Origin of the sequence: Flavonifractor sp. An112, assembly GCF_002161085.1 — a bacterium.
Classification (GTDB): Bacteria; Bacillota; Clostridia; order Oscillospirales; family Oscillospiraceae; genus Flavonifractor; species Flavonifractor avicola.
Genome location: NZ_NFLU01000007.1, coordinates 26,422 through 41,946, shown reverse-complemented (window position 1 = coordinate 41,946; position 15,525 = coordinate 26,422). Strand labels below are relative to the sequence as shown.

Genomic DNA, 15,525 nt, shown 5'->3' with positions numbered 1-15,525 from the left:
GACACCGACAAGGCCGATCCATCCTTGCCGGTGTTTCTGTCTTCTCTCCAAATCTGGTCCTGCGGGTTGCAGTTGTGTCGTGATATTTTTTATGATATAATAGTTAGGTTATAGAAAATGCTCGAATTTGGAGGCTCCATGAACGAACGATCGGAACGCACCTATGAAAAGGTAGTCAATTATATCCAGAGTGAAATCTGGAAAGGCAATCTGAAACGGGGTGAGCACCTGCCCCCTGAACGGGATCTGGCCGAACTGCTGGGCGTCAGCCGCAATTCCGTCCGGGAAGCCCTGCGCACCATGAGCCTGATGGGCTTTATCTCCAGCGTCCATGGAGCGGGCAACTTTCTCACCTGCGATCTGGAGCAGAATCTGAGCGCCAGCTTCCGTATGATGCTGTTGCTGGGCGAGACCAACTATCTGCAAGTCAGCCAGCTGCGCCGTGGTCTGGAAAGCGAGACCGCCCGACTGGCAGCCAATCGTATTCTCCCCGGTCAGGCCGCCCGACTGATGGAACTGGCCGTCAAGATGCGAGGTGAGTCGGATGCGGCGAAGGCCTCTCAATATGACCAGGAATTTCACAACCTGCTGTGCGACGCCTCAGGAAATAAGTTGATCCGCTCCCTGTTCGGCGCTATCCGGGCCACCGTAAATGATTTTATCGGCACCGTCTACGTCCGTATCATGGAGGACAAGGAACAGGCCTCCCTCCTGCACAACGCCCATATCCAACTGGCCCAAGCCCTGGCCGACCATGATGAGCTGGCCGCCATCCGAGCCACCTTCACCCACTTCGAGATAGTCAACACCTCCATCCAGAAGGATGAACTGGCCGGACGCAAGATTTTTTAATCCTTTTTTCAAAAAAACAGCGCTTCATCTGATGATGCAGATGAAGCGCTGTTTTTTCTTTATGTCTCCGCTTTCAGATAGGCCTCCACACCGTCGGCGATGCCCTGGGCGATCTTTTGCTGGTAATCAGGGTCGCACAACCGGGCCAGCTCTCCCGGATGGGTCATGAATCCGGTTTCCACCAGCACGGCGGGCATGGTGGTCTCCCGCAGCACCTGGAAATTGGCGGAGGGGGTACCACGCCCGATGCCGCCGGTGGAGGCTACTACCCCGGCCTGTACCTGCTTGGCCAAGGCCTCTCCCCGGGTGCTGTTGGGATAATAATAGGTAAAGATCCCCTCATAATCCGTCCGGTCCAGGGCATTGCAGTGGATGCTGACAAAGACCTCCGCCTGGGCGGCGTTGGCCATTTTGGCCCGGTCGGCCAGGCTCACCGAGTCATCCCCTGTCCGGGTAAGTACCACGTTGTACCCCCGCTCCTCCAGGATATCTGCCAGCATCAGGGACATGGGCAGGGTCAGATCTTTTTCCTTTACATCATTTCCATTTTCATCGGGATAGACCGCACCCGGCTGATTGCCGCCGTGGCCGGGATCAATGGCAATGGTAATCTTGCTCGGATCCAGAGGGGGCACCTCCGGCTCTTCCGGCACATCGGTGACGCTGACCCGCACCTGATTCCCACCGGAAGATACGGACAGATGCTGTGCATAGCTGACACCGGAGGCCAGATCCAGCACCACCCGCAAGGTGTGGGGATACCCGTAGCCCAGATCATCCCCATGCTGGGAGCAGCGGATCTTCTCAATGGCGTCGCTCTCCACCTGGAGAGTCAGATCTTTCCCTACCGCCGGTGCGTACACCGCCCCCAGCAAGTCTATGGCCAGCCGGTCCCCCAGGTCCACAATGCGGTACTTGGGCGTATGGTCGGCGGTGATGGTAAAGGTCTGCTCCTCCTCATCAAAGGACAACTCGGTAATCCACCCCAGATCTCCCTCCTGGGGCTGGGTGGGGTCTGGCTGCTGAGGCTCCTCCGGGGAGGTAATGGCCACTGTAGCCGTCTCCCCCACCCATTCCACACCGGCCCCCAACTGCTCAGACACAAAGCGGAGAGGTACCATGGTGCTCTCCTTGCCATCCCACATGACGCCGCCGGCGGGCACTCCGTCGGGCAGCTCCACCGCCTGACCGTCCACCAGGGCCGTGGCGCTGCCTGCCGTCAGTACAATGGTGCTCTCCTCCCGCAGGATGATGATCTGCCGGGTCTCAGGCACCCAGGTCACGGTAGCGTCCAGTGCCTCGGAGATAAGCCGGACAGGCACCAGGGTACGGCCGTTGGTGCTTCCCTCCGGATAGTAGGCCAGCGCCGGAACGTCCTCCGGTATCAACGCCTCCCCGTCCAGAGTCAGATTGACACGATCGGTCACTGTAGGTTCACTGTAACGCTGGCTCACCTCATCGTAAAACCGGACGGTGATTTGCTCCGTCCCCGCCGCCATAGCAGCCGGAAACAGTCCAACTACCGCCGTCAGCAGCAAAAACAGCGTAAATATGCGTTTCTTCATGGTATGCTCCTTGCCAGAACTGGGATATCTTCGACATATTTTATCCTATTTCCCATAGAGCCGTCAAGAAAACACCGGCAGAAAAAGTTGACATAAATTTCATTATCCAGAAAATGACGGACAAAGCTCTTGCACTTGCAAGAAAAAGTTGGTATGATGAAAGATAATTCAAGAGCATCGGAGGGAATCATATGCTGAACATCACCCGTCAGGGCGTCTACTATAAAAACAACGCCTTTGTGCCTGTCCAGGACGGCCCCGCCGCCGGCCTGCCCGCTCCCGAGGAGGCAAAGAAAGGCACCATGGCCTATTCCATTCTGAAGGCCCATAACACCAGCGATTCTATGGACAGTCTGGCCATCAAGTTCGACGCCATGGCCTCCCATGACATCACCTACGTCGGCATCATTCAGACCGCCCGGGCCTCCGGTATGAAGGAGTTCCCGCTGCCCTATGTGCTTACCAACTGCCACAACTCCCTGTGCGCCGTGGGCGGCACCATCAATGAGGACGACCATGTGTTCGGCCTGTCCGCCGCCAAGAAATACGGCGGCGAGTTCGTCCCCGCTCACCAGAGCGTCATCCACTCCTACATGAGGGAGCGGTACGCTGCCCCCGGCAAGATGATCCTGGGCTCCGACTCTCACACCCGCTACGGCGCCTATGGCACCATGGCCATCGGTGAGGGCGGTCCCGAGCTGGCCCGGCAGCTGCTGGAAAAGACCTACAACATCAGCTATCCCAAGGTCATTGCCATCTATCTCACCGGCGCCCCCATCCCCGGCGTGGGTCCCCAGGACGTGGCCCTGGAGCTGATCCGCTCCACCTTCAAAGACGGTACTGTCAAGAATGCCGTCATGGAGTTCTTCGGCCCCGGCGTGGCCAACCTGTCCATGGACTACCGCTCCGGCATCGACGTCATGACCACTGAGACCACCTGCCTGTCCTCCGTGTGGGTGGCCGACGACACCCTGAAGGACCACCTGGCGGTGCTGGGCCGCGGCGGCGAGTTCAAGCCCCAGGCCCCCGCTGACGGTGCCTACTATGACGGCGTCATCCATGTGGAGCTGGACAAGATCCGGCCCATGATCGCCCTGCCCTTCCATCCCTCCAACGCTTACACCATCCAGGAGTTTAAGGAGAACATGGCCGACCTCCTCCACCAGGTGGACGAGGACACTATGCGCCAGCTGAAGCTGAAGAGCAAGCCTGCCTCCCTGCTGGACAAGATCGTGGACGGCAAGTTCATGGTGGATCAGGGTGTCATCGCCGGCTGCTCCGGCGGCACCTATCAGAACATTGTCCGGGCGGCCCAGGTGCTGGACGGCCACGCCATCGGCTCCGACGCCTTCTGGCTGTCCGTCTACCCCACCAGCCAGCCTGTCAACCTGGAGCTGACCCGCCGGGGCTACATCGCCTCCCTGATGGCGGCTGGCGCTTCCATCCGCTCCTGCTTCTGCGGTCCTTGCTTCGGCGCCGGCGACGTGCCTGCCAACGGAGCCTTCTCCATCCGCCACTCCACCCGCAACTTCCCCAACCGGGAGGGCTCCAAGCCTTCCGATGGCCAGGTGTCCTATGTGGCCCTGATGGACGCCCGTTCCATCGCCGCTACCGCCCTCAACGGCGGCGCCCTCACCGGAGCCGACGAGCTGCCCAACGCCCCCGCTGATCCCGCCGTGGAGCCCTTCGCCTATGACGACACTCCCTACAAGGCCCGGGTGTACTTCGGCGTGGGCAAGGCTGATCCCAGCCAGGAGCTGGTCTTTGGTCCCAACATCGCCGACTGGCCGGAGCAGGTGGCTCTGCCCGACAACCTGCTGCTCACCGTTTGCTCCGCCATCTACGATCCCGTCACTACCACCGATGAGCTGATCCCCTCCGGCGAGACCTCCTCCTACCGCTCCAACCCCATCAAGCTGTCTGAGTTCGCTCTGAGCCGGAAGGACCCCCAGTATGTGCCCCGGGCCAAAGAAGTGCTGGCTGTGGAGAAGCTGCGCCGTACCAACCCCGAGGCCCCCGAGGTGAAGGAGGCCCTGATGGGCCACGATCCCGCCAACACCGGCCTGGGCTCCCTGGTCATGGCCCTCAAGCCCGGCGACGGCTCCGCCCGTGAGCAGGCTGCCTCCTGCCAGCGTGTGCTGGGCGGCGTAGCCAACCTGGCTGCTGAGTATGCCACCAAGCGCTACCGCTCCAACGTGGTGAACTGGGGTATGCTGCCCTTCATCAACGAGGACGTAAAGGACTGGAACATCCAGCCCGGCGACAAGCTGTACATCCCCGGCGTCCGCACCGCCCTGGACAGCGGCGCCGATGTCATCCCCGCCGTCCTTATCCAGAACGGTACGGAGCACACCGTCACCCTGAAGCTGCCCGGTATGACCCGCGAAGAACGTGATATTGTTTTGGCGGGCTGCCTCATCAACTACTACGCCAAATAAAAGCCGGGGCGCTGCACACCGATGCAGCGCCCCTCTTTTTTAAAGGAGACTTTCCCATGGTCCCAAAGCCTACCCCTCTGCTGCCCGCCAAACCCCTGGCCGCCACCAACAACATCTCCGGCTTCCGGGTGCGGCCCGGCCTGTTTCTGCTGAATGGCGCCAACGTGGTGCCCGGCGGAGTCAGCTTCACCATCCACTCCATCAACGCCACCTACTGCGAGCTGTGCCTCTTCCGCCGCACCCAGCAGGAACCCTTTGCCATCCTGCCCTTTCCCGATAACTTCCGTATCGGCAACACCTTCTCCATGATCGTTTTTGACCTGGACATCTACGAGATCGAATATGCCTATCGGATGGACGGTCCCAATGACCCGGACCGGGGCCTGCTCTTTGACAAAACCAAATACCTGCTGGACCCCTATGCACGGGCGGTCACCGGCCAGAGCATCTGGGGCGTGAACCAGACCCCCGGCTGCTCCTACCACGCCCGGGTGGTGGAGGATATCTTTGACTGGGGGGACTTCCACGACCCCCATCTCCCCTTCCGGGATATGATCATTTATGAGACCCACGTCCGGGGCTTTACCCAGCATCCCTCCTCCGGTGTCAAGCACCCCGGCACCTTTGAGGGCCTGCTGGAGAAGCTGCCCTATCTGCTGGAGCTGGGGGTCAACACAGTGGAGCTGATGCCCATCTTTGAGTTTGACGAGATGGCCGACGAGCGCATCGTGGACGGCCGCCAGCTACTCAACTACTGGGGCTACAACACCGTCTGCTTCTTCGCCCCCAACACCAGCTACACCGCCACTCCGGAGTTCAACCACGAGGGCACCCAGCTCAAGCATCTAATCCGCACCCTCAACGAGCACGGCATTGAGGTTATTCTGGACGTGGTGGTCAACCACACCGCCGAAGGCAACGAGCAGGGCCCCTTCTTCTCCTTCAAGGGTCTGGACAACAACATCTACTATATGCTCACCCCCGACGGCAAATATTATAACTTCTCCGGCGTGGGCAACACCCTGAACTGCAACCATCCGGTGGTGCGTCAGTTCATTCTGGACTGCCTGCGGTATTGGGTGGTGGAGTACCGGGTGGACGGATTCCGGTTTGACCTTGCCTCCATTCTGGGCCGGGACACCGACGGCGCTCCCCTGTCTGAGCCGCCCCTGCTGGAGAGCCTGGCCTTCGACCCCATTCTGGGCCGGGTGAAGCTCATTGCCGAGGCCTGGGACGCCGGCGGACTGTATCAGGTGGGGTCCTTTCCCTCCTGGAACCGGTGGGCAGAATGGAACGGCAAGTACCGGGACGACCTGCGCTGCTTCCTGAAGGGAGACGGAGGTCTGGCCTGGGCGGCGGTCCAGCGCATCACCGGCTCCGCCGACCTGTATCCCCCCTCCCAGCGGCAGAACGCCTCGGTGAACTTTCTCACCTGCCACGACGGCTTTACCCTGTACGACCTGTACTCCTACGACGTCAAGCACAACGAGGCCAACGGCTGGGGCAACACCGACGGGGCCAACGACAACAACAGCTGGAACTGCGGCGTGGAGGGGGACACCGAGGACCCGGCGGTGCTGTCCCTCCGTGACCGGCTGATGAAAAACGCCTTTGCCGTGCTGCTGTGCAGCCGGGGCACCCCCATGTTCCTGGCGGGTGACGAGTTTGCCAACACCCAGTTTGGCAACAACAACGCCTACTGTCAGGACAACGAGATTTCCTGGCTGGACTGGTCCCGGCTGGAAAACCACCAGGATCTGTTCCACTTTGTCTCGCAAATGATCGCCTTCCGCAAAGCACACCCCATTATCCGCGGAGAGACCGCCCCTGCCCGGTGCGGCTGGCCCTCGGTGTCCCTTCACAACGGGGCAGCCTGGAACGCCAAGATGGATGAGCAGACCCGGCAGATCGGCGTGCTCTTCACCGGCCGGAACCAGGACGACACCGCCGACGACCTGATTCTGCTGGCGGTCAATTCCCACTGGGAGGCACATTGGCAGGGCCTGCCTGAGCTGCCCTCCGGCCTGCGGTGGAGTCTGGTGCTCCACACCGCCTGCCCTGATCCCTTTGGCGCCGGCCCCCTGTTCAGCGGCAATGGACTGCAGATGGGCCCCCGCTCGGTGGCCGTCTTTCATGCGGTCAGCGGACGCAGTTGATTCAAAAAAGCCTGCCGGAAAATTTCCGGCAGGCTTTTTCTGTTACATCAAGGGGGCAAAGAGCCTGAGCAGCGTCCGGCCCAGGCCCAGCTTCCTGCCCCGGTAATCCTTTGTGACCTCCCGGCACTGGGCAAAGGTCTCCACAAAATCCTTCCCCACATCTTCCACCGCCTTGCAGTCATAGAGGAACACACCGTTTTCAAAGTGGAGATACAGGCTGCGATAATCCAGATTGATGGTACCCACTGCCGCCGTCTCCCCGTCGCACAGCATCATCTTGGCGTGGCAGAAGCCGGGGGTATACTCAAAAATCCGCACGCCACGGTCCGCCAGGCATCCATAATAGGAGCGGGTCACCTTGTAGACCAGCTTTTTATCCGGGATACCGGGAGTGATGATCCGCACCTCCACCCCCCGCATGGCCGCCAGGGTCAACTCCGAGATGAGCTCGTCGTCCAAAATCAGGTAGGGCGTAATGACATATACATAGTCCTTGGCGTTTTTGACCATATTCAGGTAGACCGTCTCCCCCACCTGTTCATCGTCCAGAGGGCTGTCCCCATAAGGGACCACCACGCACCGCTCCCTGGCCTGATAGTCCACTTTGGACAGGTAGGGGGCAAAGTCCTTGTCGGTCTCCTTGATTCCGTTCCACATGGTCAGAAACATCACCGTCAGACTGGGCACCGCATCCCCCGTCAGCTTGACCCCTGTGTCTTTCCACCAACCAAAGGGATGCGTCAGGTTAAAGTACTCGTCCGCCAGATTGTAACCGCCCGTAAAGCCCACCTTGCCGTCAATGACGGTAATCTTCCGGTGATCCCGGTTGTTCATAAAAATATTGAGTACCGGCATCAGGGGATTGAATACCCGGCACTGGATGCCCAGCTTTTCCATCCGCTTGATGAAAGCCGGGCTGATAAAGCCCATGCTACCCATGTCGTCGTACAGCAGCCGCACTTCCACACCCTGCCGGACCTTCTCCACCAGAATCTCCTCCAGGCCGTGGAAGGATTCGGAGTCCTCAATGGCGTGGTACTCCATAAAGATAAAGTGTTCGGCCTGCCGCAGGGCCTGCTTCTGGGCTTCCAGCCCCTCTTCCGCCGTGGCATAATACTCTACATCGGTATTCTCATAGGCTGGAAACCCGGCCCGTCGTGAGAGATAGCGCAGCTGATTGGCGATCCCCTTGTCCCGCTCCTCCACCCGGGCCAGCACCGCCTCGCCGTCGGACAGGAGGTCCTGGGTCCGCTGCTGGAGGCGCTCAAACCGCCGGCGCATGACACGGGTACAGTTGGGACGTCCAAACATCAGATAGATGCACAGACCCATCACAGGGAAAAAGAGGATCAAAATGATCCAGGACGCCTTCATGGGGCCGGTCATCTGCTTGCCATAGAGATTGAGCACCACCAGGAAGGCCAGCACGTTGGTGATAAGAGAGATAGCATAATAATAGTCGTTGAGCAGCAGCACCAGCCCTACGATCCAGGCCACCTGGAGCAGTACGCTGAGAGCCACGAACAGCGCTCGTCCCACACTGTTTTTTACCGTCTCGTTCCGGCTGGATTTCACTCGGGCCACCTCCCCTTTTCGACGGATTCTTTCTATGGCAAGTATAGCCTCTGCCGCTCCGGAACGCAACCTCTTTCGGAGCGGTTCCTCTCTTCTTCCACAACGTACCCCTTCCTTTTTTCGTCAAAGTTGTATAACAAGACAAAAATCCACCAGTGCCCTTGCCAAGCACAAAAAAATCCGATATTATTTTACATGAATCAAACAAATGGGGAGGTACGGGGATGTCATCACTGCACTGGTTTTACGCAAACTGGCGATCCATCCACGGCACCAACCTGTCCAACCTCAGGGTCTGAAACCGTCAGGGCATCCGTATACCGGATGCCCTGATTTATTTTTTCCAGCCCTGAAAAATTTTTAGGTATACAGGAGGGTCTTATGAGCAAAAAAGTTGCTGTTGTCATGGGTTCCGACTCCGATCTGGACACCATGCGCCCCTGCATCCAGCGTTTGCAGTCCTTCGGCATTCCCGCTGAGGTCCGCATTATTTCCGCCCACCGCACCCCTGCCGCCGCTGAGGAACTGGCCTCCCACGCCATGGAAAACGGTTTCGGTGTTATCATTGCCGCTGCCGGCAAGGCCGCCCATCTGGCCGGTGTGCTGGCCGCCTACACCACCCTGCCCGTCATCGGCGTTCCCATCAAGACATCCATGATGGGCGGTCTGGACTCTCTGCTGTCCATGGTCCAGATGCCCAAGGGCATCCCCGTGGCCTGCGTGGCGGTGGATGGCGCTGACAACGCCGCTATCCTGGCCGCTCAGATGCTGGCCCTGTCCGATCCCGAACTGACCGACAAGCTGGTCCAGTTCAAGGCCCGCATGGCGGAAGAAGTGATGGAAAAAGACCGCCATATTGTAGAAAAACTGTAATCAAATCAATTTAGAATAGAAAAAGGAGCATCACGTCATGGCTTACGAGAAGAAAGAGCAGCTCTACGAAGGCAAGGCTAAGAAGGTTTTCGCCAGCAACGATCCCCAGGTGGTCATTGTGTCCTACAAGGACGACGCTACCGCTTTCAACGGCCTGAAGAAGGGCACCATCACCGGTAAGGGCGCCATCAACAACCGCATGACCAACAACCTGATGCGCCGCCTGGAGGAGAAGGGCGTGCCTACCCACTATGTGGAGGAGCTCAGCGACCGCGAGACCGCCGTGAAGAAGGTATCCATCGTCCCCCTGGAGGTCATTATCCGCAACATTTCCGCCGGTTCCTTCGCCAAGCGCTATGGCGTGGAGGAGGGCATCGTGTTTGACGAGCCCACCATCGAGTTCTCCTATAAGAACGACGACCTGGGCGATCCCCTCATCAACGACTATCACGCTCTGGCCCTGAAGCTGGCCACCAAGGAAGAGATCGAGCTCATCAAGAAGTACGCCTTTGCTGTCAACGACCTGCTGAAGGGCTTCATGAAGGAGATCGGCATCGATCTGGTGGACTTCAAGCTGGAGTTCGGCAAGACCGCCGACGGCACCATCGTGCTGGCCGACGAGATCTCCCCCGACACCTGCCGCCTGTGGGATGAGAAGACCCACGAGAAGCTGGACAAGGACCGCTTCCGCCGGGATCTGGGCGGCGCCGAAGAGGCCTATGAAGAGGTCATGCGCCGTCTGATGGGGGACAAGTAAGGCATGGGCGGTTTCTTTGGCACTATCTCTAAGCGCGACTGCGTCATGGACGTGTTCTTCGGCACCGACTACCATTCCCACCTGGGTACCAAGCGGGGCGGCATGGCAGTCTATGATCCCAAGATCGGTTTTCAGCGCCAGATCCACAATATCGAGAACACCCCCTTCCGTACCAAGTTCGACAAAGACCTGGCCGAGTTCAAGGGCTGTTCCGCCATCGGCTGCATCAGCGACACCGACCCTCAGCCCCTCCTGGTACGCTCCCATCTGGGTCTGTACGCCATCATTACGGTAGGCATCATCAACAACTCCGAGGCGCTGATTGAGCGGTACTTTTCCGACCATGGCCACCAGTTTATGGCCATGAGTTCTGGTAAGGTAAACGCTACCGAACTGGCTGCCGCCCTTATCAACCAGAAGGACGACCTGGTGTCCGGCATCCGCCACGCCCAGGAGGAGATTGACGGCTCCTGCACCATGCTTATCCTCACCCCCGACGGCATCATCGCCGCTCGGGACAAGCTGGGCCGTCTGCCGGTACTCATCGGCCAGAACGATGAGGGCTGCTGCGTCTCCTTTGAATCCTTCGCCTACCACAAGCTGGGCTACATCGACGCCTACGAGCTTGGCCCCGGCGAGGTGGTCAAGGTAACCGCCAGAGGCTGGGAGACCCTGGCCCCTGCCGGAGACAAAATGAAGATCTGCGCCTTCCTGTGGACCTACTACGGCTACCCCAACTCCAACTACGAGGGAGTCAACGTGGAGGTTATGCGCTACCGCAACGGCGAGATCATGGCCCGGGACGAGGTCCAGAAGGGCCAGCTGCCCAAGGTGGACTACGTGGCCGGTGTGCCTGACTCCGGCGTGCCCCACGCCATCGGCTTTGCCAACCGCAGCGGTAAGCCCTTTGCCCGCCCCTTCGTCAAATACACCCCCACCTGGCCCCGCTCCTTCATGCCCGCCAATCAGGCGGCCCGCAACCAGGTGGCCAAAATGAAGCAGATTCCCGTGCCCGAGCTCATCGAGGGCAAGAAGCTGCTCTTTGTGGACGACTCCATTGTCCGCGGCACCCAGCTGAGAGAAACCGTAGAATTTCTCTACGAGTCTGGTGCTGAAGAAGTTCATATGCGCTCGGCCTGCCCCCCCATCATGTACGGCTGCAAATATCTGAACTTCTCCCGCAGCAACTCCGACATGGAGCTGCTGGCCCGGCGCACCATCCAGAACCTGGAGGGTGACGAGGGGCAGCAGCACCTGGAGGAATATGCCGACTCCTCCACAGAGCGAGGCCAGTGTATGCTCAAGGCCATCTGTAAGGAAATGGGCTTTGATTCCCTGGGCTATCAGTCTCTGGATGGCCTGCTGGAGGCCATCGGCATCGACCGCGACAAGATCTGCACCTACTGCTGGACCGGTAAGGAATAACCGGTCCGTCCGGTTTCCACGTCCAAGCCCCTGACGCAAAGGAAGAAAAGCCATGGCAACAATTCATGAAGAATGTGGTGTTTTCGGCGTATGTGTGGCCGGTATGACCCACGCCGCCTCTGTTACTTACAACGCGCTCTATGCCCTCCAACACCGGGGCCAGGAGAGCGCCGGTATGGCCATCAATGACGATGGCGTCATCACCAGCCACAAGGACGTGGGACTGGTCAGCGAAGTATTTACCCCTGAAGTTCTGGAGCACCTGGGTCCCGGCAGTATGGCCGTGGGCCATGTGCGCTACGCCACCACCGGCCGCAAGAGCCGTACCAATGCCCAGCCCATGGTCATCAACCATGTGAAGGGTTCCATGGCTCTGGCCCACAACGGCAACCTGACCAACGCCGCCGAGCTGCGGGAGAAGCTGGAGCTGTCCGGCGCCATCTTCCACACCACCAGCGACACCGAGGTCATCGCCTACACCATCACCGGCGCCCGGCTGAAAGCCCCCTCCATCGAGGAGGCCGTGTCCGCCGCCATGGATGTGATCCAGGGGGCCTATTCCCTGGTGCTCCTCTCCCCCCGCAAGCTGATCGCCGCCCGGGACCCCAACGGCTTCCGGCCTCTGTGCATCGGCACCCTGGACGGCGGCTATGTGTTCGCCTCGGAGAGTTGCGCTCTGGACGCCATCGGCGCCCACTTCCTCCGGGATGTGGAACCCGGCGAAATCGTCATCGCCGACCAGTCCGGCCTGCGGAGCATACGGACCCACTGCGGCAAGGCCAAGAGCAGCCTGTGTGTGTTTGAGTTTATCTACTTTGCCCGGCCTGACTCGGTGATCGACGGTGCCGGCGTCCACGAGGCTCGGCTCCGTGCAGGAGCCTTCCTGGCCCTGGAGCATCCGGTCCAGGCCGACATCGTGATCGGCGTGCCCGACTCCGGCATCGATGCCGCCATCGGCTATGCCCGGCAGTCCGGCATCCCCTACGGCACCGGCTTCATCAAGAACAAGTATATCGCCCGCACCTTCATCGCCCCCGGCCAGAAAAACCGGGAGGACAAGGTGCGTATCAAGCTCAACCCCATTTCCTCCGTAGTGCGGGGCAAGCGGGTAGTCATCATCGACGACTCCATCGTCCGGGGTACTACTTCCGCCCGCATCGTGGGGCTGCTGCGGGAGGCCGGGGCCACAGAGGTCCATATGCGGGTCTCCGCGCCCCCTTTCCTCCATCCCTGCTACTTCGGTACCGATATCGACTCCCGGGATCATCTCATCGCCTGCAATCACACGGTGGAGGAGATCGCCAAGATCATCGGCGCCGACTCCCTGGGCTACCTCAGCGTGGACAGCGTCCATAAATTGGCCAACGGCTGCGGCTGCACCTTCTGCGACGGCTGCTTCACCGGCACCTATCCGGTGCCCGTACCGGAAGCCCGGGAAAAATTCCGTTTTGAACAGAAAATCGGTCAAACCCAATAATCGAGGAGGTTTCTCCGTATGAAAAATTCTCACTCTGAGTCCTACGCCGCCGCCGGCGTGGACGTGACCGCCGGCTATGAGTCGGTAGAGCGCATCAAGCCCATGGTGGAATCCACTTATATCCCCGGCGTCATGGGCACCCTGGGCGGCTTTGGCGGTCTGTTTGCCCCCGATATGGCGGGCATGAAGAAGCCCGTGCTGGTGTCCGGCACCGACGGCGTGGGCACCAAGCTGCGCCTGGCCCAGCTGATGAACAAGCATGACACCATCGGCATCGACTGCGTGGCCATGTGCGTCAACGATATCATCTGCGGCGGCGCCACTCCCCTCTTCTTCCTGGACTACATTGCCTGCGGCAAGAACGATCCCGCCCGCATCGCCGACATCGTGGCCGGTATCACCGAGGGCTGCCGCCAGGCTGACTGCGCCTTGGTAGGCGGCGAGACCGCCGAACATCCCGGCCTGATGGCGGAGGATGACTACGATGTGGCCGGTTTCTCTGTTGGCATTGTAGACGAGGAGAAGATCATCGACGGCAAGGCCCTGGCCGCAGGCGATACCCTCATCGGTCTGGCCTCCACCGGCGTCCACTCCAACGGCTTCTCCCTGGTCCGTAAGGTGCTGGACGTGGAGCACGCCGACCTGACCTCCCCCATGGAGGAGCTGGGCGGCAAGAGCCTGGGTGAGACCCTGCTCACTCCCACCCGCATCTATGTCAAAGCGATCCTGGCCCTGCTGAAAGGCGGCATCGACGTTCACGCCATCAGCCATATCACCGGCGGCGGCTTCTACGAGAACGTGCCCCGTATGATGACCGAGGGCCTCACCGCTCAGATTAAGCTGGACTCCTTCCCCCGCCTGCCCATCTTCGACCTCATCGAAAAGAAGGGCGGCATTCCCACCCGGGATATGTACAACACCTTCAACATGGGCATCGGCATGATCCTGGCCCTTCCCGCCGCTCAGGCGGAGCAGGCCATGGAACTGCTGGCCCAGGCCGGCGAGCAGGCCTACGTCATCGGCTCTGTGGTTGACGGCGACGCCGGGGTGGAACTGGTATGACCCGAATCGCTGTACTGGTCTCCGGCGGCGGGACCAATCTCCAGGCCCTCATTGGTGCCCGGGACCGGGGTGAGCTGGGCGGCGGAGAACTGGCCGCCGTCATCTCCTCCAAAGCTGACGCCTATGCCCTGGAGCGAGCCAAAAACGCCGGTATCCCCGGCTATGTGATAGCCCGGAAGGACTACGACTCCAACCGTGCCATGACCCAGGCCCTGGTGGCCAAGCTGAAGGAGCTGGGCATCGATCTGGTGGTGCTGGCCGGTTTCATGCACATTCTGACCGAGGAAATGGTGCAAGCCTATCCCAACGCCATCCTCAACGTCCATCCCGCTCTCATCCCGTCCTTCTGCGGGGCGGGCTATTATGGCCTTCACGTCCACGAAAAGGCCCTGGCCTACGGTGTGAAGGTCACTGGCGCCACCGTTCACTTTGTGAATGAGGAGCCCGACGGCGGCCCCATCGTCCTCCAGAAAGCGGTGGACATTCTGCCCGGCGACACCCCCGAGGTACTCCAGCGCCGGGTCATGGAGCAGGCTGAGTGGCATATTCTGCCCCAGGCCGTCGCTCTGTTCTGTCAAGGCCGCCTCTCCGTGGAGGGACGGATCGTTACCATCAAAGAAGGGGAATGATGTTATGAAAACGCTGGACCTGACCCAACTGCTGCAAAGCAATCCCTATCCCGGCCGCGGCATCGTGCTGGGCCGCTCCGCCGACGACACCAAGGCGGTCATCGCCTACTTCATCATGGGCCGCAGCGAGAACTCCCGCAACCGTGTGTTTGTGGAGACCCCCGACGGCATCCGCACCCAGGCCTTTGATCCCTCCAAGATGACCGACCCCTCCCTCATCATCTACAATCCAGTCCGGGTGTTCGGCGCCTCCACCATTGTCACCAACGGTGACCAGACCGACACCATCCGGGAGGGCCTGGCCGCCGGCAAGACCTTCTCTCAGGCCCTGCATACCCGCACCTTCGAGCCGGATGAGCCCAACTACACCCCCCGTATTTCCGGTCTGGTAAAGAAGGACGGCGACTATGTGCTCTCCATCCTGAAGAGCGCCGACGGCGATCCCGCCTCCTGCCGCCGCTACTTCTATGCCTATGAGAAGCCCCTGGCCGGTCAGGGCCACTTCATCCACACCTACATGGGAGACGGCAATCCCCTGCCCTCCTTCGAGGGTGAGCCGGAGCAGATCGCCATCACCAGCGAGACTCCCGAGGAATTTGCCCAGCTGATCTGGAACAGCCTCAATGAGGAGAACAAGGTCTCCCTCTTTGTGCGCTATATCGACATCATGACCGGCAACTGGGAGACCGTCATCCTCAACAAGCATCAGTAAGAAG

At 60.2% G+C, this 15,525-nt stretch carries 12 protein-coding genes; 10 read left to right on the top strand and 2 right to left on the bottom strand.

Translation table 11 applies throughout. The features are described from left to right. Positions 1 to 138: 138 nt before the first annotated feature. Entirely contained in the window at positions 139 to 852 is a 714-nt protein-coding gene (locus tag B5E56_RS07755; protein WP_158098691.1) for a FadR/GntR family transcriptional regulator, read from the top strand. Positions 853 to 911: 59 nt separating this feature from the next. On the opposite strand, the gene B5E56_RS07750 is transcribed toward B5E56_RS07755, so the two are convergent. Beyond that, entirely contained in the window at positions 912 to 2,417 is a 1,506-nt protein-coding gene (locus tag B5E56_RS07750) for an N-acetylmuramoyl-L-alanine amidase family protein (protein WP_087389261.1), read from the bottom strand. A 191-nt stretch (positions 2,418 to 2,608) separates the two neighbouring features. On the opposite strand from B5E56_RS07750, the gene B5E56_RS07745 reads away from it, so the two are divergent. Next, positions 2,609 to 4,855 (top strand): hydratase, encoded by a 2,247-nt coding sequence (locus B5E56_RS07745; RefSeq protein WP_087389260.1) that lies wholly within the window; start codon positions 2,609 to 2,611, stop codon positions 4,853 to 4,855. Positions 4,856 to 4,911: 56 nt separating this feature from the next. Further along, entirely contained in the window at positions 4,912 to 7,011 is a 2,100-nt protein-coding gene (locus tag B5E56_RS07740) for a glycogen debranching protein (RefSeq protein ID WP_087389259.1), read from the top strand. A 42-nt stretch (positions 7,012 to 7,053) separates the two neighbouring features. On the opposite strand, the gene cls is transcribed toward B5E56_RS07740, so the two are convergent. Further along, entirely contained in the window at positions 7,054 to 8,586 is a 1,533-nt protein-coding gene (cls, locus tag B5E56_RS07735) for a cardiolipin synthase (RefSeq protein ID WP_242958837.1), read from the bottom strand. A 381-nt stretch (positions 8,587 to 8,967) separates the two neighbouring features. Here cls and purE point away from each other — a divergent pair, with 381 nt between their 5' ends. From purE to B5E56_RS07700, 7 genes are read left to right on the top strand one after another with little or no spacing between them, the layout of a single operon-like run. Then, a complete protein-coding gene (gene purE, locus B5E56_RS07730; RefSeq protein WP_087189079.1) occupies positions 8,968 to 9,459 on the top strand; it encodes a 5-(carboxyamino)imidazole ribonucleotide mutase in 492 nt (163 codons plus the stop codon). Positions 9,460 to 9,496: 37 nt separating this feature from the next. Then, positions 9,497 to 10,216, top strand: coding sequence for a phosphoribosylaminoimidazolesuccinocarboxamide synthase (purC, locus tag B5E56_RS07725; RefSeq protein WP_087189080.1), 720 nt, complete (start codon positions 9,497 to 9,499; stop codon positions 10,214 to 10,216). Positions 10,217 to 10,219: 3 nt separating this feature from the next. Then, positions 10,220 to 11,641, top strand: a complete 1,422-nt coding sequence (locus B5E56_RS07720; protein WP_087189081.1) for an amidophosphoribosyltransferase — start codon at positions 10,220 to 10,222, stop codon at positions 11,639 to 11,641. A gap of 52 nt (positions 11,642 to 11,693) precedes the next feature. After that, positions 11,694 to 13,118 carry an amidophosphoribosyltransferase gene (gene purF, locus B5E56_RS07715; RefSeq protein ID WP_087389258.1) on the top strand — a complete coding sequence of 475 codons (1,425 nt, stop codon included), beginning with the start codon at positions 11,694 to 11,696 and terminating at the stop codon, positions 13,116 to 13,118. 18 nt (positions 13,119 to 13,136) lie between these two features. Further along, a complete protein-coding gene (gene purM / locus B5E56_RS07710) occupies positions 13,137 to 14,180 on the top strand; it encodes a phosphoribosylformylglycinamidine cyclo-ligase (protein WP_087389257.1) in 1,044 nt (347 codons plus the stop codon). Further along, on the top strand, positions 14,177 to 14,809 hold the full coding sequence (purN, locus tag B5E56_RS07705) for a phosphoribosylglycinamide formyltransferase (protein ID WP_087389256.1): 633 nt from the start codon (positions 14,177 to 14,179) through the stop codon (positions 14,807 to 14,809). Before purM ends, purN begins: the two co-directional genes overlap by 4 nt. 4 nt (positions 14,810 to 14,813) lie before the next feature. Then, entirely contained in the window at positions 14,814 to 15,521 is a 708-nt protein-coding gene (locus tag B5E56_RS07700; protein WP_087189085.1) for an IMP cyclohydrolase, read from the top strand. The last annotated feature ends 4 nt before the right edge of the window (positions 15,522 to 15,525 follow it).